The organism is Nocardia implantans (genome assembly GCF_035544775.1).
GTDB classification, from domain to species: Bacteria; Actinomycetota; Actinomycetes; order Mycobacteriales; family Mycobacteriaceae; genus Nocardia; species Nocardia implantans.
Genome location: NZ_JAYKYQ010000014.1, coordinates 94,778 through 116,382, shown reverse-complemented (window position 1 = coordinate 116,382; position 21,605 = coordinate 94,778). Strand labels below are relative to the sequence as shown.

Below are 21,605 nucleotides of genomic sequence, written 5' to 3'. Positions count from 1 at the left end.
TGAAGGGATGCAGTAAATGAAGGTCGAAGTCCTCACCCCGTCGTGCAACCTCGACACCGTCCGCGACGGGCGCGGCGGCATTTTCACCTGGGTCCCGCCGGAACCCCTGCTCGAGTTCAACCTGATCTACATGCACCCCGGGAAGGTGCGCGGCCTGCACTACCACCCGCATTTCGTCGAGTACCTGCTGTTCGTGGAGGGCAACGGTGTGCTGGTGACCAAGGACGACCACGAGGATCCGGAGTGCCCGGAGGAGTTCATCCACGTGGGCAAGGGCATCTGCACCCGCACGCCGATCGGGGTGATGCACACGGTGTACTCGATCACCCCGCTGACGTTCGTCGCCATGCTGACCAAGCCGTGGGACGAGTGCGATCCGCCGATCGTGCAGGTGGCGCCGCTGCCGCACACGTTGGAAGGAAACGGCGCGTGAGCGATGCGACCCGAAGGCCCCACGCCGTGCGACCCGTCTGCCGGGCCGCGCACGTTGCGTGCGGCCCGGCGCGGAAGTCTTCTGGCGCCGTCCACGTCGGAAAGGGCGCGCGATGAACCGATCACGTGTGGCCGTAGTCGGCGCGACCGGCTACGTCGGCGCCGCGCTCGTCGAAGCGCTCGGCAGGAGCCGACGGTGGGATGTGGTGCCGGTAGGGCGGGCCGATCACGAAACCCAGCGCACGGCAGGTCGTTACGACGTGCTGATCAACGCCGCCTGCCCGTCGAAGCGGTTCTGGGCCGAGCAGCATCCCGGCGACGACCGGCGCGAGACGGTGGACAAGACGCGCATGCTGCGCGAGCACTGGCGCTGGGACCGGTTCGTGCAGATCAGCAGCATCTCCGCGCGAACCCAGCTGGACACCGTCTACGGCCGCCATCGCGCGGAGGCCGAGCGGATGTGTTCGGGAGCAAACACGTTCGTCGTCCGGCTCGGCCCGATGTACGGCGGCGACTACCGCAAGGGCGTGCTGGCGGACATGGCCGCCGACCGTCCGGTGTACGCCAGCGGCCGTTCCCGGCAGAGCTTCGCCCCGGTGGACTGGTGCGCCGATTGGATCGCCACCCACCTCGAGGAGACCGGCCTGCGCGAGGTCGGCGCACGCACCACCGTGACACTGGCCGAGGTGCGTGACGCGGTGGGTTCGGCCTCGCAGTTCGCCAAAGACCTTGTCGACGACCAGTTCCCGATCACCGCCACCGCGCCGGACTGGCCGGAGGCGGCGGCGGTGATCGACTGGCTGGCCGAGCGGAGGGTCACCGGTGCGCGGGCGAGCTGATCCGGTGCCTGCGCGGGCGCAGGTACTTCTCCGCGCACAGCACCAGCAGGAAACGCACGCTGGTCGCCACGTCGCGGGTGCGCATCTTGGATGCGCCCGCCGTGCGGTTGAGGACGTGGATCGGCACCTGCTCGATCCGGAAGCCATTGGCCGCGAGGATGTAGAGACTTTCGAAGAAGAAGGAGTAACCGGTCGAACGGACGCGATCGAAAGCCGCCACCGGAACCGTGCCCAACCGGTAGTATCGGAACGCGCCGGTGGCATCGTAGGGCATCCGCAGCAATGTCACGGTGAGAAAATGCCCGACCCGGGTGAGGACCTTGCGGAAGGGAGTCCAGTCGGCGAGGCTGTCCTCTTTCAGATAACGCGATCCGACCACGATGTCGAAACCGTCGGAAGCGGCGCGCAACGCCGGAAGATACGACGGCGGATGCGCGAAATCGGAATCCATCGTGATGAGGTGGGCATATCCCTGCTCGTACGCCCAGCGGATACCGGCCTGGTGCGCGGAGCCGACGCCTTGGCGCCCGGCCCTGTGCAGCACATGGATGCGGGGGGAATGCTGTCGTGCCAGCTCATCGAGCAGATCTCCGGTTCCGTCCGGGGAATTGTCGTCGACGAACAGGACATCGAAATCGGAGCCCTGTTCCAGGATCTGAGCGAGCAACGGGCCCACGTTGCGACGCTCGTTGTACGTCGGAATCATTACCAGAGTTTTTTCGGAGGCCGCGCTCATGCAATCGAATTCTAATACCGGCGGCGACCGAAAGATAGGTATTGCCCGCCATTTGGTGACCCGTTAGTCTCGGGGTTGGAGGTTTGATGAGAAAGGCGCTGATAACCGGCATCACCGGCCAGGACGGGTCTTATCTGACAGAATTCCTGTTGCAGCAAGGATATGAGGTGCACGGGATTGTCAGGCGTGCGTCGAATTTCAATACCGACCGCATAGACCACCTGTATTCCGATACCCATTCCCAACGCCGGCTGTTCCTGCACTACGGGGATCTGATGGATTCCAGCAGTCTCAACCGGATCCTGGAGGACGTGCGCCCCGCGGAGATCTACAACCTGGGCGCGCAGTCGCACGTGCATATCTCGTTCCAGATCCCGGAGTTCACCGCGGAGACCAACGCCATCGGCACGCTGCGCATCCTGGACGCCATCCGCAAGACCGGCATCGCGACCCGGTTCTACCAGGCGTCGTCCTCGGAGCTCTACGGCGGCCTGCACGATGTGGCGCTCAGCGAGCGCACACCGTTCCATCCGCGCTCGCCGTACGCGGTGGCGAAGCTCTACGCGTACTGGATCACGGTGAACCACCGCGAGGCCTACGGGATGTACACCGTCAACGGCACCCTGTTCAACCACGAATCACCCAGGCGAGGGGAGGTTTTCGTCACCAGGAAGGTGACCCGCGCCGCGGTGCGCATCGCGCAGGGCAAACAGGACAAGCTGTTCATCGGCAATCTGGACGCCCGCCGCGACTGGGGATACGCCAAGGAGTACGTCGAGGCGATGTGGCTCATGCTGCAACAGCCCGAACCCGACGACTACGTGATCGCCACCGGCGAGACCCACAGCGTGCGCGAGTTGTGCGAGAAGGCCTTCTCGGCCACGGGCGTGGAGTTGGTCTGGGAAGGAAGCGGGTTGGACGAGAAGGGCATCGACCGGCGGACCTCGCGGGTCCTGGTCGAGGTCGATCCGACCTACTTCCGGCCCGCCGAGGTGCATCATCTCACCGGTGACCCGAGCAAGGCGCGCGAGAAGCTCGGGTGGCAGCCGCGCACGAGTTTCACAGAACTCGTCGAGTTGATGGTCGCCCACGATATGGAGAACGCGTGACACGAGCACTTGCGGTGCAAGGCTGCCGGGTGTGCGGGAACAGCCGGCTGGAAACGGTCGTCGACCTCGGCACGATGGCGCTGACGGGAGTGTTCCCGGCCACCGACCCGACCGAGGTGCCCCGCTACCCCTTGGAGTTGGTGCGCTGCGTACCCGAAAGCAGCGAGGAGTGCGGGCTGGTGCAGTTGCGCCACACCGCGGACTTCGGCGAAATGTATTCGCCCGGCTACGGATACCGCTCCGGGCTCAACCGATCGATGATCGAGCACCTCGCCCACCGGGTGGCGAGGATCCGGCAACGGGTGGCGCTGTCGCCGGATGACGTGGTGATCGACATCGGCAGCAACGACGCGACGTTGCTGCGCGCCTATCCCGAAGGGTCGGCGACGATCGTGGGCATCGACCCGCTGGGCGAGAAGTTCCGCCGGTTCTACCCGCCGCACGTGCGGCTGGTCACCGGCTACTTCGACCCCGAACTGGCCGAAACGGTGCTCGAAGGGCGGCGAGCGAAGGTGATCACCTCGATCGCCATGTTCTACGACGTCCCACGGCCACTGGAGTTCATGCGCGCGGTGTACGACAGCCTCACCGACGACGGCATCTGGGTGCTCGAACAGAGCTATCTGCCCGCGATGCTGGCCACCACCTCCTACGACACGATCTGTCACGAGCACCTCGAGTACTACACCCTCGACCAGATCGAATGGATGGCGCGGCGGTGCGGGTTCGTGGTGCTCGAGGTGGAACGCAACGCCGTCAACGGCGGTAGCTTCGCGCTCACGCTGGGCAAGCAAGGGGCGGCCTCGCCTGCCGATGCCGCCGCCCTGGATCGGATGCGTCAGGAGGAGTCCGCACTCGGGCTGCACACCCCGCAGCCGTACGCGGATTTCGCCAAACGCGTCGATCAGCACCGCGAGCAGGTGCGGGAGTTCTTCGACCGCTCCCGCAAGTCCGGTTTGCACACGCTCGGGTACGGGGCCTCCACCAAGGGCAACGTGGTGTTGCAGCACTGCGGGATCGGGCCGGAGGATCTGCCCTGCATCGCGGAGGTCAACGACGACAAGTTCGGCAAGTTCACTCCCGGCAGCGCGATCCCGATCGTGTCCGAGGAGCAGGCGCGCGCGCTGGCGCCCGACCAGTTCTTCGTGCTGCCCTGGCATTTCCGCACCATGATGCTGGAACGGGAGAGCGCCTTCCGCGCGGCGGGCGGGCGGCTGGTGTTCCCGCTGCCGGAACTGGACGTGGTGTGAGATGACCGTCGTCGTCACGGGCGCGGCCGGGCAGGACGGCACGCTGCTGTCGGACCTGCTGGCCGCGCGCGGTGAGCGTGTGCTGCGCGTCGGCCGTGACGGCCCGGTCGACATCACCGACGCCGCCGCGGTCGAGGAACTCGTCGCCGCCGAACGCCCCGAGCAGGTCTACCTGCTGGCGGCGGTGCAGCATTCCTCCCAAGACGACCACGGCGACCCGCACGAGCTCGCGCGCGCCTCGCACCGGGTGAACACGCTGCCGGTGCAGCATTTCGCGGAGGCGATCGACCGCCACCGCACCGGCACCCGCCTGTTCTACGCGGCCTCGTCGCATGTCTTCGGCTCCGGCGCCGCGCTGTGCGACGAGCACAGCGGGCTGCGACCGGACTCGATCTACGCGGTGACCAAAGCGGCGGGCCTGCTGGCCTGCCGCGCCTACCGGGCTCGCGGCGTCTTCGCGGCGGCGGGAATCCTGTTCAACCACGAATCCCCGCTGCGCGCCGAGAAGTTCGTCACCCGCAAGATCGTGCGCGCGGTCGCCCGCATCCAGCGCGGCGAAATCGGCACGGTCGAGGTGGGCAGGCTGGAGGCGGGCGCCGACTGGGGATACGCGCCGGACTACGTCGAGGCGATGACGCGGATCCTGGCTCTCGACGAACCGGACGAGTTCGTCGTCGCCACCGGCGAACACCACACGGTCGCGCAGTTGTGCGCGGCGGCGTTCGGCATGGCCGGACTGGACTGGAACGACCACGTTCGCGAACGGTCCTCGGTACTCACCCGCGGCGGGCGACCGCAGGCCGGTGACGCGAGGAAGTTGCGGGAGCGGACCGGGTGGCGCCCTTCGGTGGATTTCCACGGCATGGTGCGGGCCATGCTCGTGGCCGAGGGCGTGCGCCTTGCGGAGCAATCGAAGCCGGTGCGCACCGGCGGAACGGATGGATGACGTGACCATGAACGACGAGAATGTCCTCGCCGCCCACTTGATCTCCGTCGCCGACGGCGTCGCCGAGGAGACCGCCGCCAGGATCGGCGAGATCGGCACCGAGACCGTCGCCGACGCGGTGCTGAAGGAGATCGCCTGGCGCGCGGGCTACGGTGCCAGGCCCGGACAGCCGGTGACCGCGGTGTTCGAGCTGACCCATGACGGCAAACAGCTGGACTACCTGGTCACCTTCGGCGCCGACGACCCCGTGATCGCGCCGGGCACCCTCGAGGACCCGTGGCTGGTGGTGCGCCAGGATCTGGTGGAACTGCTGCGCGCGGTCTACGGCCCGCCCGACGCCGCCCTCGGCACCCGCGCCATCACGATCAAGGACGAGCCGGGGCCGGGCAGTTTCGCACCCGACGACCCGTGGCGGCTGGCCCGCGACGCCGCCGCCGTGGCCGCCGACCGCATCGTCACCGCCTGCCGCCCGCACCACTACGACCTCAACGCGCTGTCGCTGCATTTCGGTTCGGACAAGTGGGGCGGGCACTGGTACACCCAGCACTACGAGCGGCATTTCGCGCCGCTGCGCGACAGCCGGGTCCGCGTCCTCGAACTTGGCATCGGCGGATACACCGCCCCGGACGTCGGCGGCGCGTCGCTGCGGATGTGGAAGCAGTACTTCCGCCGCGGGCTGGTGTTCGGGCTGGACTACTTCGACAAGTCCGGCATCGCCGAGCCGCGCCTGCAACCGTTGCGCGGCGATCAGGGCGATCCGGCGTTCCTCGACGAGCTCGGCGGCTCGCTGGGCCCGTTCGACATCATCATCGACGACGGCAGCCACATCAGCGGCGACGTGATCGCCTCGTTCCGCGCGCTGTTCGCCCACCTACGGCCCGGCGGGCTGTACGTGGTGGAGGACACCCAGACCTCCTACTGGTCGGGCTGGGGCGGAAGCAGCACAGCCACCGACGATCCGGCCACCACCATCGGCTACCTGAAAACCCTGGTGGACGCCCTGCATCACCAGGAATTCGAGAAGGATTCCGGCCGCGCGGCAGGCGATTTCGACGACTGGATCGGGGCGCTGCACTTCTACCACAACATCGTGGTGATCGAAAAACGCCGCAATGCCGAGCAATCGGCTCCATCATGGGTGCCTCGGCACACCAATCCGATGGAGTGGATGAAGCCGAAGGAGTGATCGGATGAAGTTTCTTGTCGTGCCGGTGCCCTCGTCGGGACACCTGCTGGCGATGGTGCCGTTCTGCTGGGCGCTGCGGCTGGCCGGCCACGAAGTGCTGGTCGCCTCGCGCGACGACGTGACGGCGACGGCGCTGCGCGCGGGGCTCAACGCCGTCGAGATGACCGCGCTGAACGTGCCGATGGACCAGCTGCGCACGCAGGTGAACCCGGGCATGTTCCCGCTGCCGCTGTTCGCCGACCGCGATCAGTCCAGCGGCCAGGGCCTGTGGCAGATCGCCGCGCAGAACTGGCACAACCACGCCCGCCAATATCTCGAGCCGTTCGCGCGGGTGGCGACCGACTGGGGCGCGGAAGTGATCCTCACCGATCCGCTGGCCACCATCGGCCGTGCGCTCGGCGCGGAACTGGGTCTGCCGGTGCTGGTGCACCGCTGGGGAATCGACCCCACCGGCGGCCCCTTCACCGAACGCACCGCGGCACTCGCCGACGAGGACGGCACCCGGCTGGCCGATCCGGTCGCGGTGCTCGACATCTGCCCGCCGCGGTTGCAAGCGCCCGACGCCCCGCCCGGCACCCGGCTGGGCTACGTCCCGTTCAACGGCACCGGCATGCTGCCGCCGTGGCACCGCAACGAAGACGGCCGTAAGCGGATCGCGGTCTGCATGGGCGGCAGCACGCTCGGCCTGACCGGTCCGCGGCCGTTGGCGTCGGTGCTCACGGCGCTGGCCGCCATCGACGACGCCGAGGTCGTCGTCGCGCTGTCGGCGCACGACCGGGCGACCGTCGGCGAGCTGCCCGAGCATGTCCGGGTGGTGGAGGAGGTTCCGTTGAACCTGTTCCTGCCCGGCTGCGATCTGCTGGTGCACCACGGCGGCTCGACCACCGGGCTCACCGCGGGCTGGTTCGGGCTGCCGCAACTGGTGCTGCCGCAGATGTTCGACCAGTTCGACTACGCCAGGGGACTGGTGCGCAGCGGGGCCGGGCTGGCCGCGCAGACCCCTGCCGAGCAAGGCGACGTCGACGCGCTGACCACCTCGGTCCGCACGCTGCTGCGCGAACCGCGTTTCCGCGCCGCCGCCGAACAGATCGGCGCCGACCTGCGCGCCGCGCCCGCACCGGGCGACGTGGTGTCCCAGGTTGTTCCGCTGCTGACCGAGCACGCCGCAGCAGCGACCAGATAGACCGTCCGCGCGGCCCGAACCGGGCGACGCGGGAACCGAAAGCCGTAGGTTGCAGATGATATCCAGGACATGGACCAGGTTCCGTGGTTCGTTCGACTACTACGCCGCGATGTACGCGGTGTTCGTCGTCGGCATTCTCGTCCCCGTCGTCATGATCGCGCTCGCGCTCACCGGCCTGCCGGGTCCGGTGACCGCCGTGCTCGGCGTCGTGTGCGCGGCGGTGTTGTTCGTGCTGTTCGTGCCGAGGGTGCCCGACGAGTGGCGGGAGGTGGTGCGCGGCAAGCCGATCGTGGTGCGGGTGCTGTGGAGCCTGGTCATCGTGCTCGTGGTCGCGGTCCTGGCCCGGTTGACGCAGTTCATCCTCGACGCCGACAACGTCGACGCCTCGCTGTCGGCCGACGACGACTTCCTGGTGAAGAAAACGCACCTGTCGGGCTACATCAGCGGGGCGCTCATGGCCGAACACGACCCGGCCAGCCTCTACGACCGCCACCGCTACGAGTCGCCGCAAGCGGATTCGATCCTGCCCGCGGTGACTCCGCAGGATCGCGACGCCTACCTCTACCCGCCGCCGTTCCTGCTGCTGCCGCGTTTGCTGCTGCTGTTCAGCCATGATTTCGCCACGCTGCGCGCGTTGTACTACTCGCTGTACGTGGCGATCGTGCTGGTGGCGATGTTCGCCATCGCCCGCTGGATCGGCGGCAGGCAGGGCGGGGTGCTGGCGGCGCTGACCCCGGTGGTGTGGATCAGCCTGCCCACGCTGGCCACCTTGCAGATCGGCAACATCCACGTGCTGGTGCTGTATGTCGGTGGCGCGGGCGCCATGGTCTTGTTCCATCTGCGGCGCAACATCCTTGGCGGCGCGGCGCTGGCGTTCGCGATCATCGCCAAGGTGTCCCCGGCGATCCTGCTGGTCTATCTGCTGGTCCAGCGGCGCTGGCGGCCCGCGGTGTGGACCGCGGTGTTCGGTGGCCTGTATTCACTGGCGACGCTGGCGATCTTCGGCTGGGAGCCGTGGCGGCAGTTCCTGTCCGACGGCACCTGGCAGCGGCTGGCCAGCGGGGAGTTCCACCAGTTCGTGCTCGTCGAACGGGCCAATCAGCTGGTCAACTATTCGCCGTTCGGGCTGCCGTACAAGGCGAACATCATGGGCTGGGACATCGGCGATCCGGTCGGGCCCGCCCGCGTGATCACCAACATCTACACCCTGCTGCTGCTGATCCTGGTCGCGGTCACCGCGGTGCGTATCCACCGGCGGTTGTCCGCGGGCGCCGAAGGGCCGCGGGTGCGTGCCGAGCAGCTGGCCATCTGGCTGGCGGTGCTGACGCTGGCGTCCTTCCGCGCGCCGTTCGGGCCGTGGGTCTACATCGCCGTCGGCGCGGTGTGGATGCTGGCGGTGTACGCCGGGCTGATGCGCGGCGGCAAACGCACCGTCGCCCTGCTGACCGTGGCCTGGCTGGTCATCGCCGTTTACAACGAGAACGTCTACTTCACGCTGGTGGCGCAGACGGTCATTTATGTCGCCTGCTTCGTCGTGGCCTGGCGGGCGAGCGCGGGCACCGAGGCGGAACCGACGCCGCCGCAGGAGGACTCCCCGCAGACCGAACGGGTCGGCGCGGCATGAGCACCTATTGTGTGATCGGCGCGGGCGCGGCCGGTCTGGCGACCGCGCGGGAGTTCGCGGCGCACGGTATCGATTTCGAGGTGCTCGAAGCGGCCGACGGTATCGGCGGGATCTGGGATGCCCGCCGCCCGGACTCACCGGTCAGCCGCAACACCCACGTGATCGCTTCCAAAGGGGTGCAGGCGTTTTCGGGTTTCCCGATGCCCGAGGACTACCCCGACTATCCCGGCCACGAGCTCGTGCTGCGATATTTGCATTCCTACGCCGACGCCTTCGACCTGTGGCCGCGCATCCGGTTGAACACCGCCGTGCAGCGCGTCGACCCCCGCGATGACGGCTGGTCGGTGACGCTGGCCGACGGGTCGCAGCGACGCTACGCGGGGGTCGTCATCGCCACCGGCCACGACCGCACCCCCCGCCGCATCGATATCCCCGGCTCGGGCACGGTGCCCGTGCTGCATTCGAGCGAGTACCGCGACCCACAGCAGGTGCTCGGCAAGCGGGTGCTGGTGATCGGGGCCGGGCAGTCGGCGGCCGACATCCTGTCCGATTGCGCGGTCAACGCCGCGCTGACCCTGCACAGCAGCAGGCGCGGGTTCTATTGCATGCCCAAATACATGCTGGGCCGCCCGACCGACAGCATGTTGCAGGGCCGGATGTGGCGGCCGCTGCGCAAGCGCGCCTTCGAGCGGTTGTTCTCGTATCTGCGTGGCCGCTCCCGCTCGTTCGGGCTGCCGGTGCCGGATTTCGCCGAGGGCATCGTCATCCCGATGCTCGGTGATCAGCTGCACCACTACTACACCCACGGCGACATCACGCCCAAGCCGGACGTCAGCTCGATCGACGACGACCGGGTGACCTTCGCCGACGGCACCGAGGAGAAGGTCGACCTGGTGGTGCTGGCCACCGGGTTCGTGCCGAACTACCCCGTCGTCGACCGATCTCTTCTGAACTGGTCGGAAGGGCATCTGCGACCGGGCTTGTATCTCAACATCTTTCCGCCACACACCCGCGCTCTGTTCGTGGTCGGGATGGTGCGGCCGATCGGCTCGCACTGGGACGTCTACGAGAAGCAGGCCGAGCTGATCGCCGAATACCTGCGCGCCAAGGCGGCCGATCCTCGGCGGGTGGAGCGTTTCGAGCGCGCCACCCAGGGCCGCCAGCCCGACCTGTACGCCGGGCTGCGGCTCTACCACGCCGACCAGTACCCGCTGGTCGTGGAGAAACAGGACTACGTGAACCAGCTGCGCAAGCACGCCAAGCTGTTGAAGTGAAAGGTCGGACCATGAAAGCACCCGGGCCCGGTCTGGTGGAAACCGGACGCATGCTGCCGAAACTGGCGAAGAACCCGCTGACGACGGTAGGCGCGCTGCTGGAGGGCTACGGCGACGTCGTGCGGGTCAAGGCGGGCCCGATGCTGGTCTACCTCGTCGCGGATCCGGCGATGACCGAGTACGTGCTCAAGGACAACTACACCAACTATCGCAAGAGCCCGATCTACGACGAGTTCAGCATCCTGCTCGGCGACGGCCAGCTGACAACCAACAACCTGGAGTACTGGCGTAAACAGCGCAAACTCATCTCCCCGGCGTTCTCCCACTCGCACGTCAAGGGTTTCGCCGACGACATCACCGACAGCGCGGCCGCGATGCTCGACCAATGGGACAGCGCGGCCGGGCAGTTCCGCGACATCTACGACGACTACGTGAAACTGCTGCTCGCGGTGACCGGCCGCATCCTGTTCAGCATCGACCTGTCCACCGACACCTCCCAGGTGACCGACGCGATGCGCGCGGCGTTCGCGCTCATCATGAAGCGGGTGAACGCGCCGGTGAAGCTGCCGCAGTCGTTCCCGACGCCGGAGGCCCGCCGGGTCGCGCGCAAGGTCGGCGAGCTCGACGACGTGGTGCGCCATCTCATCGACGAACGCCGCCGCGGCGGCGACACCAGCGACGTGCTCACCGCGCTGGTGCGCGCCCGTGACGAGGGCGGGCAGGGCATGCGGGAGGAGGACCTGCTCAACGAGATCAAGACGCTGCTGGTGGCCGGGCACGAGTCCCCGGCCAACGCCCTGTCGTGGGCGTGCTACCTGCTGGCCACCCATCCCGAGATCCAAGAGCGACTGGCCGAGGAGGTGCGCGCCGTCATCGGCGACCGCACGCCCAGCTTCGCCGACCTGGGACAGCTCGGCTACTGCCGCATGGTGATCGAGGAGACGATGCGGCTGTATCCGCCCGCCTGGATCGTCGAACGCACGCCGATCGCCGATGACGAGATCGGCGGCTACCACGTGCCCGCCGGCGCGCGGGTCACGTTGTGCATGTACTACATTCACCGCGACAAGCGGCTGTGGGAGGACCCGGAGCAGTTCCGTCCGGAGCGTTTCGCCGACGCCGCGGTGGCCGAACGGCACAAGTTCGCGTTCTTCCCGTTCTCCGGCGGCCCGCGCATCTGCCTGGGCAAGGACATGTCGATGACGGAGATGGTGCTGATCCTGGCCATGACGGTGCAGCGTTTCCGCCTCGAGCTCGACGATACCCATCCGGTGGTGCCGCTGGCGTCGGTGAACCTGCGCCCGGAGTTCGGCATCCGCATCCGCCCGGTCCGCCGCGTCACCGAACCCGTGACGACCTGACGGTGCCGCTGGACGGGGTTCCCGCGCTTGTCCCGCAGCTACCGATCCTCGAAGGAGGTCGGCGCCAGCCGGGGAGGGAAGCCGCAGCGCTCACAGCGCGCGACGGTCGGCGGCGGACAGGATGTCCTCGATGAGGTCAGCGGCGCGCGGCGTGCCGCCCTCGGCGCGGACCGCGGCCTGCAACTGCTTGGATCGGCCGATCCGTTCGGGATCCGTGACCAGGTCGTTCAGCGCCGCGCGGAGGGTATCGGCGGTGGCGTCGGCGGTGTCGACGCGGCGGGCGACGCCGAGTTCCACGAGCCGGTCGGCGTTCATGAACTGCTCGGCACCCTGCGGCACGGCGATCATGGGGACGCCGGCGTGCAGCCCTTCGCCGCAGCCGCCCATACCGGCATGGGTGACGAAGGCGTCGGCCTGTTCCAGGATCGCCCGCTGCGGGACCCAGGAGTGCACCTCGACGTTGGGCGGAATGGCGCCGAGTTCCTCAGGGTCGGTGTACTTGCCGATCTGGAGTACGACATGCCAGCCGGGCAGGTCCCCGAAGGCGGCGATGCACTGGCGGTACAACGCCGGCCGGCGTGTGTACGCCGAACCGAGCGAGATCAGCAGCACATGGTCCGCGGCCGCCGGACGGGTCCAGCCGCCGGTGTCGGCTCGGCTGTCGAAGCAGGGGCCGACGAAGGTCACCGTGCCGGTGTCGACTCGATCGGCGTGCGGCTGCATCGCGCGCGGGATGAGGGCGAGGGCGCGGGCGGGCAGGCCGGAGAACGTGTCCACGTCCGTGGTGGCCGCCCCGCAGTCGGCGAGCCACCGCGCGAACCTGTCCCGGTATGTGTCGGCGCCCGGCAGCTTCCACAGATGCGCCGCGACTTCCTCCTGGTAGCCGTCCCAGCCGACGAACGTCGGGGACAGCTGCACGAGGGGACGGCCCTGCGCTTCAGCGAGGGCGCGCGCGGCGTAGGCGCCGATGTCGTAGAGGTACAGGTCGGCCGGATCGTCGTCGTAGACGGCGCGCAGTTGCGGCAGCGCCTGGACGGCGTCGTCGAGGAAGAGGGCCGCCGCCGCGATGGGATCGGTGGGCCAGTCGTTGTCCGCGACGGGCAGCGTGCAGGTGCAGGCGACCAGTTCCGCGCCGGTGGACTCGATCCGGTCGGCCACGAACGGGTCGTTGGCGTAGGTGACCCGGTGCCCGCGCGCGACCAGCTCGCGGATGAGCGGGAGGCTGGGCAGGACATGGCTGACGATGGGGATGCCGACCATCGCGATATGGGCGCGGCGAGGGGACATGGGTGACACTCGTTTCTGGCGGGACGGGTGCGGGCTCGTTGTCAGGGCCGGTCGATCTCAGCGGCGGCGGCCTCCATGTCGGCGACGGTTCCCGACATGATCGTCCGTATGTGCTTGGTGATGTGCTGCACAGGCCAGTCCCACCACGCCACGGCGACGAGCCGGGCGATGTCCGCGGCGTCGTAGCGGGTGCGGATGAGCCGGGCGGGGTTGCCCGCGACGATGCCGTAGTCGGGGACGTCGCCGGTGACCACGGCGCCGGCGGCGACGATCGCGCCGTGCCCGATGCGCACACCGGGCATGACCGTGACGCCGTGGCCGAACCACACGTCGTTGCCGACGACCGTGTCCCCCCGGCCGGGCAGGTCGGTGATCAGATCGAAGTGCTCTGCCCAGGAGCCACCCATGGTGGGGAACGGAAAGGTGGAAGGGCCGTCCATGCGGTGGTTGGCGCCGTTCATGATGAACCGGGTGCCCGTCCCCAGCGCGCAGTATCTGCCGATGACGAGCCGCTCGGGACCGTAGTGGTACAGGACGTTGCGCGTCTCGAACGCGGTCGGGTCGTCGGGATCATCGTAGTAGGAGAAGTCGCCGACCTCGATCAGCGGCGACTTCACCAACGGCCGGAGCAGGACCACGCGCGGGTGCTCGGGCATCGGGTGCAGCACGGTGGGGTCGGCGGGAACGGGCGGCATCGCGAAGGCGGTTCCTCTCCACTGGATCCTAGAGCGACATCTGTCGCATTAAGATGCTGGCACAGCCATGCCGCCTTGATCAACCGGATACTGATTGCCGATGACAGACTCATGGGACACGACGACCGACCGCCGTCCGGGCGGTCGCACCGCCCGCGTCCGCGCCCAGGTTCTCGATGCGGTGCGCGCCGAACTCGCCGAAGGCGGTCACGAACGACTCACGATGGAGGGTGTCGCGACGCGGGCCGGAGTGCACCGCGCCACGGTCTACCGGCGTTGGCGCGATGTCGGCGGACTGCTCGTGGACGTCATCGACGCCGCCGGCGAAATCGACTGGCAGCCGCCGGACACCGGCTCGCTGCGTGGCGATCTGACGGCCCTCAACCAGGAGATCCTGGATTCCCTCGTCGTACAGCCGTCGCTGGCCCTCGCCTTGATGGCCGCCTCGTTCCATTCCGAACAGGCCGCGCGGGCCCAGACGCGGTTGTGGACCGACCGGTACGCCCAGTGCGAGATCCTCGTCGAGCGCGCCATCGAGCGCGGTGAACTCCCCGCACAGCACACGGACGCGCGGAGCCTGCTGATCGCCGCCACGGCGCCGCTGTACCACGAGATCGTGCTTCTGCGTACCGATCCGGACCCGCAACTCCCGGAACGGGCCGCGCAGGCGGCGGTCCTGGCGGCTGCCGCAGGTGCCTTCTGCGTCCGCCGGGAAGGGAGTGTGTGACGGCGCGCCATGTTCGTTCGCCGTCGCTCTACGAGAACAGGGCCCAGATGCGCCGGCCGCTCACGGGGCGGCGCGGCGGTGACCGGTGCGGTAGCGGCCCGGGGTGGTGCCGATGAGCTGGGTGAACGCTGCGATGAAGCTGCTGGGGTTGGCCCAGCCGCAGGCGTGCGCGACATGGGTCGTGTCGTGGCCGTCGGCGAGCAATACCAGTGCGTGGTAGATGCGTAGCTGGGTGCGCCACTCGTAGAAGGTCATGCCGAGCTCGTGGTGGAACAGGCGGCTGAGGGTGCGGGCGCTGGCTCCGATCGCGCGCCCGATGTCGGCCAGCGGCGTGTTGTCGGCGGGGTTGTCGTAGAGCATCCGCGCGACGGCTCGCAGTCGGTCGTCGCGGGGTTGCGGCAGCACGAGTGGCGGCGAGCGTGCACACGGTCTGGCTCGAGGGGCCGGACTACGTGCTGGATCTCCTCGGAGCTCGCACGGCGACGGACTCGTTGCGCCTGGTCCGCCGCGGCGGGACGGTCTGCGTGGCCGGTTCGCTGAGTGGGTGGCTGATCTCGGACTTCGAACCGATAGCGATGATCCCGTCCGGGACGAAGCTCACGGCCTTCCACAGCGACACCATCAAGGGCAGCGCGGGCGCCACCGTGCTGCAGCGGGTGATCCACGCGGTCGAGGCCGGTGTCTATCGACCCAACCTCGACCGCGTTTTCGCTTTGGACGACATCGTCGCCGCCCACCGGTACATGGAAGACAACCGAGCCACCGGAAAGGTCGTCGTGGCGCCCTGAGCACTCGCCGGGCTCATGGCCGGTTTCCGGCAGGTCTGTCGGCGAGCCAGCGCCTGGTCGCGGGGGACATGGTGCACAGCAACCCCGTGCAGGAGAACAGCAGGACTGTGCCGACGAAGATCAAGTCGCTGGCGCGGTTGTCGCCGGTCAGGCTCGCGCCCAAGCCGACAAGGCAGACGAGCGTGATGATGCCGGTGCCGAGCGCCACGGCGACGCGGCCCGCTCGCCTACGCCGGAACAGTCCGATCGAGCCGCCCATCAGCAACAGCGCCATCGTGGTGGCGAGGGCGATGGGGGGCAGAAGTTCGAGCGCGGTCTCCCGTAGCGTCTGGCGGTGACCGTATTCGATGCGCGGGGTCATCAGCTCATGCACTCCGTTGGCGAGGATCAGGCAGAAGACCAACCCGAACGCGAACGCGATGACGGCGCCGATCCGGGGCACCACGCCGGAGGGCCGGACGGGATCTCGGATGGGCGTGAGCGGTTGCAGCGGCGGGAGCTGCTCGGCGCGCCACCGGGGCTCCGAAGGCTGGTTCAGCACGGTCGGGGCCGAACGCGGCCACGGGTCGATCGCCGTGGCCGGGTGGGCCGAGCGCTGGTTGACGAAAGTCGGCGCGGGTGCCGGGGCGGCAACCTCACCGCGCAGGGCCGCCGCCGCGGCCGCCGCGAAATCGCCGCAGCCGGCGAAGCGTTCGTCGCGGTGTTTGGCCATCGAGCGGGCGATCACCTCGTCGAGCCGTCGTGGCAGCTCCGGCCGGATGTCGCTGAGTCGCGGCACCGGCTTGGCGATGTGTCCGGCGACGATTTGACCGGGATTGGTCGAGGGGAACGGCGGTTGCCCCGCCAGCATCGTGTAGAGGGTGCAGCCGAGGGAGTATTGATCGGCGCGGTGATCGACCGGCTCACCGGACAGTTGCTCCGGTGAGGCGTAGGCGAGGGTGGCGGTGAACGTTCCGGTGGCCGTCAGTTTGGTGTCGGCGTCCAGCAGTCGCGCGATACCGAAATCGGTGAGTACAGCGCGTGTTTCGCGACCGGCTTCCGGCTCGGCGATCAGGATGTTGGCCGGTTTGATGTCGCGGTGCAGCACGCCTCGGCTGTGGGCGTAGTCCAGCGCCTTCGCCGTGTCGGCGACGATCTGCACGACCTGTTCCGGGCGGGTGGCGCGGGGATCCAGGCGGGCGGCGTCGCTGCCGCGGACGTACTGCATGGAGATCCACAGGTGCCCGTCCTGGGTGCCGCGATCATAGACACCGACGATGCCCGGATGCTCCAGTCGCGCAACGACATTGGCTTCCTGCTCGAATCGTCTGCGCAGCTCCTCGTCCTCGGACACCTCGCGGTTGAGCAGTTTGAGCGCTACCAGCCGCGGCAGACGCGGGTGCCGGGCCAGATAGACGGTGCCCATGCCGCCCTGCCCGAGCACGCCTTCGATCACGTAGCCGGCGAACGACTCGTGCTGCCTCAACACCTCTGGCCCCCTTCTGAACCCGGCCACCCGGACCGCAGGCAGCATAACCCCGTTCCCGGCCCGAAGAACCACGGCGCTGACCCTGTCTCTCGTGCGACCGGTTCGTCCTGCGTCGAACTTCTCGGCACGCCGACCCGGTCGGCGTTCCTGGCGCGACGAGCCTGGACGACAGAGCCGATCAACCGCTTCCAGCGCCCGCGCGGTTGCGGCTCAGCCGAGCAATTCCCGGCTCAACGCCAGCAATTCAGCGGTCGACAGAACTTCCTCCTCCACCGGCGGTCGCGGGGCCTCCACTGGCGCCGGGGACTCCGTCGCCGGGCTCGCGGGAGTGAGGCGGACGTCGAGTTCGGCCGCCAGCAGCTCGACGGTGGGGCAGCCCCAGATGATGGCGGCCGGGACGTCGATGCCGAGCCGTGCGCCGAGGCGGGCCGACAGTTCCACGGCGTGCACCGAGCCGATCCCGAGCTGTTCGAAGTTCTGCCGCACGGCCACCCGATCCGGCGCGATGCCGACGACTTCGGCGAGTTCGGCGGTGACCAGCGCGGCGAGCTCGGCGACACCGGGCGCAGAGCTGCTTCGGTGCTCACCGGACCCGGAAGGCGACGCGACCACTGCCGGCCACTGTCGCGAGGCCGCGACCGTCGCGCCGTGGTCGCCGTCTTCCGCCACGGTCACCGACGCCGCGACCGGCTCCGCCCGGGACCCTGGACCCGATACGTCCTGCGAAACGATCTCGACGAGCGAGGTATCCCATGCGAGCGTCGCGGGTCGGTCGACGCCGATACCGTCCCGGGGCTGCGCGTCCGCCCAGTGCCGTTCGCGTTGGAACGGGTAGGTGGGTAGGGATATCGGTCGGGCGGGCGGGTTCAGCGCCGCCCAGTCGGGTTCGACGCCGCGCTCGAACAGCGCTCCCGCCGCGCGCAGTAGGTCGCGCTTGGCCACGGCGCCCGGACGCAGCGCCGCGGACAGCACCGCACCCAATACCTCGTTCTCGTCTTCGCCGGTGTCCTTCGCAGTCCCCTCGAGATAGGTGTCGAGGAATTCCACGACTTGGTTCACGTCGTCGGCGACGATCGAAATCCTCTGCTGGAAAACCGTCCTCGTGGCGAGAGTGTGCGCGAGGTCGGCCAGGCGAATATGCGGATCGCGTACGAGACGCGCGCGCAGCCGACGCGCGTGTTCCCGCAGCGCGGCCTCGGTGCGGGCCGACAGCACCACCAGTCGCGCCGAGTCGTCGCTGTCGCCGACCGGATCGGACTCGGGTGCCGCTTCGGCGATGACGTGGGCGTTGGACCCGCCGAAACCGAACGCGCTCACCGCGGCGCGCGCGGGGCCGTCGCGTCGCGGCCACGCCATATCCGTGTCGGCCACCCGCACACCCGTCGCGGCGGGATCGAATTCCGGGGGCGCATGATCGAAGTGGAGGCTGCGCGGGATGCGGCGCTGCGACAGAGCGAGCGCGACTTTCACCAATCCGGCCATGCCCGCGGCCGCTTCGGTGTGCCCGATGTTGGTCTTGACCGAGCCGACGATCAGCGGTGCGCCGGGAGCTCTTCCGGCGCCGTAAACGTCGGCCAGGGCGGACAATTCGGCGCGGTCGCCGACGGCGGTACCGGTACCGTGCGCCTCGACATAGTCGATCGTCGACGGATCCACCCCCGCTCGCGCGCAAGCCCTCCGCAGCAGCTGCCGCTGACCGTCGGCGCTGCTGGCGGGCATGGAGCGGTGCCTGCCGTTGTTGTTGGTGGCGCTCCCCAGCAGGGTGCAGTAGACGCGGTCGCCGTCGCGCAGCGCTTGCCGCAGCGGCTTGAGCACCACGACCGCCCCGCCTTCGCCGCGCACGTAGCCGTCGGCGGAAGCGTCGAAGGTGTGCGAGCGGCCGCGGGCGGACAGCACACCCAGCGCGGACAATCCGATCGTGGTCTCCGGGATCAGGTTCAGTTGCACGCCACCGGCGACGGCCAGTGCGGCGTCACCGGTGCGCAGCGCCTGACAGGCCAGGTGCACCGCGACCAGCGATCCGGCGCAGGAGGCGTTGACGGTCATACTGGGCCCGTCGAAACCCAGGAAGTACGACACCCGGTTGGCGATCACACCCTCGACGTCCCCGGTGCTGGTGAACGGTGTGATGGCGGCGGCGCCCCTGGCGAGTTTGACGGCCCGGTAGTCGTTGAATTTGTTGGCGAAATACACGCCGGTGTGCGGAACCCGCTCGGGCCGAATCGCCGCGTCTTCGAACGCCTCCCAGGCCAATTCCAGCGCCAGGCGTTGCTGCGGATCCATGTCGGCGGCCTCACGCGGCGTGATCCCGAAGAATTCGGCGTCGAAACCGGCGACGTCGGCCACATACCCGCCCGCGACCGACACCGTCTTGCCCGCCGCGGAGCGATCGCGGGCGCGGTGGTCGCCGGACCAGCGGCCGGGCGGCGGCTCGTCGGCGACGGCGTCGATCTCCTCGATCAGCAACCGCCACAACGCGTCCGGGGAATCGGCACCGCCGGCGAAACGACAGCTCATGCCGATCACGGCGATCGGTTCCGCGCCGTCGCGGTCCGGCTGAGCGCGGGCGTGCCGCTTGGTCTTCTTCACGCTACTCACCTGCCCGCGATCCACCGACCGTGCACTCGCGCAACAGGCGGTGCGGTGAATCTGCCGATCTTGTTGTGGGGTCGGGACATGTGCCGGAGACTTTACCTGTGCTGTTTTCCGAACGCCCCGTTTTCGCTCGGGTGACGTCCGCGCTGGGGGGCGAGGCACGGCGTCGAGAACTCTTCCGTTTCGCTTCTGTCGGTATCGCGGCGTTCACGCTGGACACCGCCATATTCCTGACCTTGAAAAGCACGGTGCTCGAGCCGCACCCGGTCACCGCGAAAGTGGTCGCGGTGCTGGCGGCGATCACGCTGTCGTATGTGCTCAACAAGCAGTGGTCCTTCGACGGGCGCGGCGGTCGGCGCGGCCATCACGAGGCCGCTCTGTTCTACCTGGTCAGTTTCCTGGCCGTCGCGATCAACACCGCGCCGCTGTGGGTGTCGCGGTATGTGCTGCATCTCGAGGTGCCCGAGGTCTCCCGCTTCACCCAGAACGTGGCCGACTTCGTGGCCGCCCAGCTGATCGGCACCGCGCTGGGCATGGTGTTCCGGTTCTGGGCCTTCGTGCGGGTGGTGTTCCCCGACCAGGTCCGGCCGCCCGGCCCGGCGTGAGAGTTCCGCTCACCTTGATGACAACCCTGTCGCGGGTGATCGCGCACCGTGCGGGCCGCATCGCCTCGCCGCGGCACCCTGTCGGGACGTTTGCCTCGCCGCGCGGGTGGTAGGAAAGGGAGCGTGTCCGCAACTGGCGAAGGATTCGACCCGAACAGAAACTCCCGCGCGGTGTCGGAAGTGGTGGAGCTGGTCAGCACGCTGATCCGCTTCGACACCTCCAACACCGGCGACCTGGCCACCACCAAAGGCGAGCGCGAGTGTGCGCAGTGGGTGGCCGACCAACTGCATCAAGCGGGATATGTCACCGAGTACGTCGAGTCCGGCGCGGACGGGCGCGGCAACGTCTTCGCGCGGCTGGAGGGCGCCGACCCCAGCCGCGGCGCGCTGATGATCCACGGCCATCTGGACGTGGTGCCCGCCGAGGCCGCCGACTGGAGCGTGCACCCGTTCTCCGGCGCAGTGCGCGACGGCTACGTGTGGGGTCGCGGCGCGATCGACATGAAGGACATGGTCGGGATGACGCTGGCGGTGGCCCGCCAGTTCAAGCTCGAGGGCACGGTGCCGCCGCGCGACCTGGTGTTCGCCTTCCTCGCCGACGAGGAGAACGGCGGCAAGTGGGGCTCGCAGTGGCTGGTGGACAACCGCCCCGACCTGTTCGACGGCGTCACCGAGGCGGTGGGGGAGGTCGGCGGGTTCTCGCTGACCGTGCCGCGGCCCGACGGCACCGAACGCAGGCTGTATCTGGTGGAGACCGCCGAGAAGGGCCTGGGATGGATGCGTCTGCGCGCCAAGGCGCGCGCGGGCCACGGCTCGTTCCTGCACGAGGACAACGCGGTCACCATCCTCGCCGACGCGGTGGCCCGTCTGGGCAAACACACCTTCCCGCTGGTGCTGTCGGATTCGGTGGCGGCGTTCCTCGCCGCCGTCGCCGAGGAGACGGGTCTGCAGTTCGATCCGGCCGGCCCCGACATCGAGGGCCAGCTGGCGAAGCTGGGCACCATCTCCCGCATCATCGGGGCCACCCTGCGCGACACCGCCAATCCCACCATGCTGCAGGCCGGTTACAAGGCCAACGTGATCCCGCAGACCGCCGAAGCGGTGGTGGACTGCCGTGTGGTGCCCGGACGGCAGGCAGCCTTCGAGCGGGAGGTGGACGAGCTGATCGGCCCCGAGGTCGAACGCGAGTGGATCACCAAGCTCGACTCCTACGAGACGACTTTCGACGGCGATCTGGTCGACGCGATGAACAACGCCGTGCTGGCCCATGATCCGCGCGGCCGTACCGTGCCCTACATGCTCTCCGGTGGCACCGACGCGAAAGCGTTCGCCCGCTTGGGTATCCGCTGCTTCGGTTTCGCGCCGTTGCAGTTGCCGCCGGAGCTGGACTTCACCGCCCTGTTCCACGGCGTCGACGAGCGGGTTCCGGTGGAGGCCCTCGAATTCGGCACCCGCGTGCTGGAACACTTCCTGTTGCACAGCTGATCCGATCCGGAAGAG

20 protein-coding genes are annotated in these 21,605 nt (G+C 68.7%); 14 read left to right on the top strand and 6 right to left on the bottom strand.

Going from position 1 to position 21,605, the window contains the following annotated elements:
• The first annotated feature begins 16 nt into the window (after positions 1 to 16).
• Together U3653_RS28250 and U3653_RS28245 are read left to right on the top strand one after the other, a co-directional pair.
• Positions 17 to 433 (top strand): cupin domain-containing protein, encoded by a 417-nt coding sequence (locus U3653_RS28250; RefSeq protein WP_195082946.1) that lies wholly within the window; start codon positions 17 to 19, stop codon positions 431 to 433.
• A gap of 112 nt (positions 434 to 545) precedes the next feature.
• Positions 546 to 1,271: an NAD(P)-dependent oxidoreductase gene (locus U3653_RS28245; protein WP_195082945.1), complete on the top strand. Its 726-nt coding sequence runs from the start codon at positions 546 to 548 to the stop codon at positions 1,269 to 1,271.
• Here the strand turns inward: U3653_RS28245 and U3653_RS28240 are convergent.
• A complete protein-coding gene (locus U3653_RS28240) occupies positions 1,249 to 1,977 on the bottom strand; it encodes a polyprenol monophosphomannose synthase (RefSeq protein ID WP_195082944.1) in 729 nt (242 codons plus the stop codon). The genes U3653_RS28245 and U3653_RS28240 overlap by 23 nt on opposite strands.
• Positions 1,978 to 2,093: 116 nt before the next feature.
• Here U3653_RS28240 and gmd point away from each other — a divergent pair, with 116 nt between their 5' ends.
• The 8 genes from gmd to U3653_RS28200 are packed head-to-tail and all read left to right on the top strand — an operon-like array spanning position 2,094 to position 11,940.
• Complete coding sequence (gene gmd / locus U3653_RS28235; RefSeq protein ID WP_195082943.1) at positions 2,094 to 3,116, top strand: GDP-mannose 4,6-dehydratase; 1,023 nt, start codon at positions 2,094 to 2,096, stop codon at positions 3,114 to 3,116.
• Positions 3,113 to 4,366, top strand: a complete 1,254-nt coding sequence (locus tag U3653_RS28230; protein ID WP_323124561.1) for a class I SAM-dependent methyltransferase — start codon at positions 3,113 to 3,115, stop codon at positions 4,364 to 4,366. Before gmd ends, U3653_RS28230 begins: the two co-directional genes overlap by 4 nt.
• A gap of 1 nt (position 4,367) precedes the next feature.
• Positions 4,368 to 5,312, top strand: coding sequence for a GDP-mannose 4,6-dehydratase (locus U3653_RS28225; RefSeq protein ID WP_195082942.1), 945 nt, complete (start codon positions 4,368 to 4,370; stop codon positions 5,310 to 5,312).
• A 7-nt stretch (positions 5,313 to 5,319) separates the two neighbouring features.
• Positions 5,320 to 6,498, top strand: coding sequence for a class I SAM-dependent methyltransferase (locus U3653_RS28220; RefSeq protein WP_323124568.1), 1,179 nt, complete (start codon positions 5,320 to 5,322; stop codon positions 6,496 to 6,498).
• A 4-nt stretch (positions 6,499 to 6,502) separates the two neighbouring features.
• Positions 6,503 to 7,681, top strand: coding sequence for a nucleotide disphospho-sugar-binding domain-containing protein (locus tag U3653_RS28215; protein ID WP_195082940.1), 1,179 nt, complete (start codon positions 6,503 to 6,505; stop codon positions 7,679 to 7,681).
• 55 nt (positions 7,682 to 7,736) lie between these two features.
• Positions 7,737 to 9,305: a glycosyltransferase family 87 protein gene (locus tag U3653_RS28210; protein WP_195082939.1), complete on the top strand. Its 1,569-nt coding sequence runs from the start codon at positions 7,737 to 7,739 to the stop codon at positions 9,303 to 9,305.
• Positions 9,302 to 10,579, top strand: a complete 1,278-nt coding sequence (locus U3653_RS28205; protein ID WP_195082938.1) for a flavin-containing monooxygenase — start codon at positions 9,302 to 9,304, stop codon at positions 10,577 to 10,579. Before U3653_RS28210 ends, U3653_RS28205 begins: the two co-directional genes overlap by 4 nt.
• Positions 10,580 to 10,590: 11 nt before the next feature.
• The gene (locus U3653_RS28200; protein ID WP_195082937.1) at positions 10,591 to 11,940 is read left to right on the top strand and encodes a cytochrome P450; all 1,350 of its coding nucleotides are present in this window, start codon (positions 10,591 to 10,593) and stop codon (positions 11,938 to 11,940) included.
• Between the two features lie 90 nt (positions 11,941 to 12,030).
• On the opposite strand, the gene U3653_RS28195 is transcribed toward U3653_RS28200, so the two are convergent.
• Positions 12,031 to 13,227, bottom strand: coding sequence for a macrolide family glycosyltransferase (locus U3653_RS28195; protein WP_323124560.1), 1,197 nt, complete (start codon positions 13,225 to 13,227; stop codon positions 12,031 to 12,033).
• A 41-nt stretch (positions 13,228 to 13,268) separates the two neighbouring features.
• The gene (locus U3653_RS28190; RefSeq protein ID WP_195082936.1) at positions 13,269 to 13,922 is read right to left on the bottom strand and encodes a CatB-related O-acetyltransferase; all 654 of its coding nucleotides are present in this window, start codon (positions 13,920 to 13,922) and stop codon (positions 13,269 to 13,271) included.
• Positions 13,923 to 14,022: 100 nt separating this feature from the next.
• Here U3653_RS28190 and U3653_RS28185 point away from each other — a divergent pair, with 100 nt between their 5' ends.
• The gene (locus U3653_RS28185) at positions 14,023 to 14,649 is read left to right on the top strand and encodes a TetR/AcrR family transcriptional regulator (protein WP_195082935.1); all 627 of its coding nucleotides are present in this window, start codon (positions 14,023 to 14,025) and stop codon (positions 14,647 to 14,649) included.
• A gap of 60 nt (positions 14,650 to 14,709) precedes the next feature.
• Here the strand turns inward: U3653_RS28185 and U3653_RS28180 are convergent, their stop codons facing one another.
• Complete coding sequence (locus U3653_RS28180; RefSeq protein WP_435406591.1) at positions 14,710 to 15,054, bottom strand: helix-turn-helix transcriptional regulator; 345 nt, start codon at positions 15,052 to 15,054, stop codon at positions 14,710 to 14,712.
• Between the two features lie 14 nt (positions 15,055 to 15,068).
• Here U3653_RS28180 and U3653_RS28175 point away from each other — a divergent pair, with 14 nt between their 5' ends.
• A complete protein-coding gene (locus tag U3653_RS28175) occupies positions 15,069 to 15,437 on the top strand; it encodes a zinc-binding dehydrogenase (RefSeq protein WP_323124559.1) in 369 nt (122 codons plus the stop codon).
• Between the two features lie 13 nt (positions 15,438 to 15,450).
• On the opposite strand, the gene U3653_RS28170 is transcribed toward U3653_RS28175, so the two are convergent.
• Together U3653_RS28170 and U3653_RS28165 are read right to left on the bottom strand one after the other, a co-directional pair.
• Positions 15,451 to 16,905 carry a serine/threonine-protein kinase gene (locus U3653_RS28170; RefSeq protein ID WP_195082933.1) on the bottom strand — a complete coding sequence of 485 codons (1,455 nt, stop codon included), beginning with the start codon at positions 16,903 to 16,905 and terminating at the stop codon, positions 15,451 to 15,453.
• Positions 16,906 to 17,115: 210 nt separating this feature from the next.
• Positions 17,116 to 19,494, bottom strand: coding sequence for a beta-ketoacyl synthase N-terminal-like domain-containing protein (locus tag U3653_RS28165; protein ID WP_195082932.1), 2,379 nt, complete (start codon positions 19,492 to 19,494; stop codon positions 17,116 to 17,118).
• 107 nt (positions 19,495 to 19,601) lie between these two features.
• On the opposite strand from U3653_RS28165, the gene U3653_RS28160 reads away from it, so the two are divergent.
• On the top strand, positions 19,602 to 20,105 hold the full coding sequence (locus U3653_RS28160) for a GtrA family protein (RefSeq protein WP_323124558.1): 504 nt from the start codon (positions 19,602 to 19,604) through the stop codon (positions 20,103 to 20,105).
• Positions 20,106 to 20,228: 123 nt separating this feature from the next.
• Complete coding sequence (locus tag U3653_RS28155; protein ID WP_195082931.1) at positions 20,229 to 21,590, top strand: M20/M25/M40 family metallo-hydrolase; 1,362 nt, start codon at positions 20,229 to 20,231, stop codon at positions 21,588 to 21,590.
• The last annotated feature ends 15 nt before the right edge of the window (positions 21,591 to 21,605 follow it).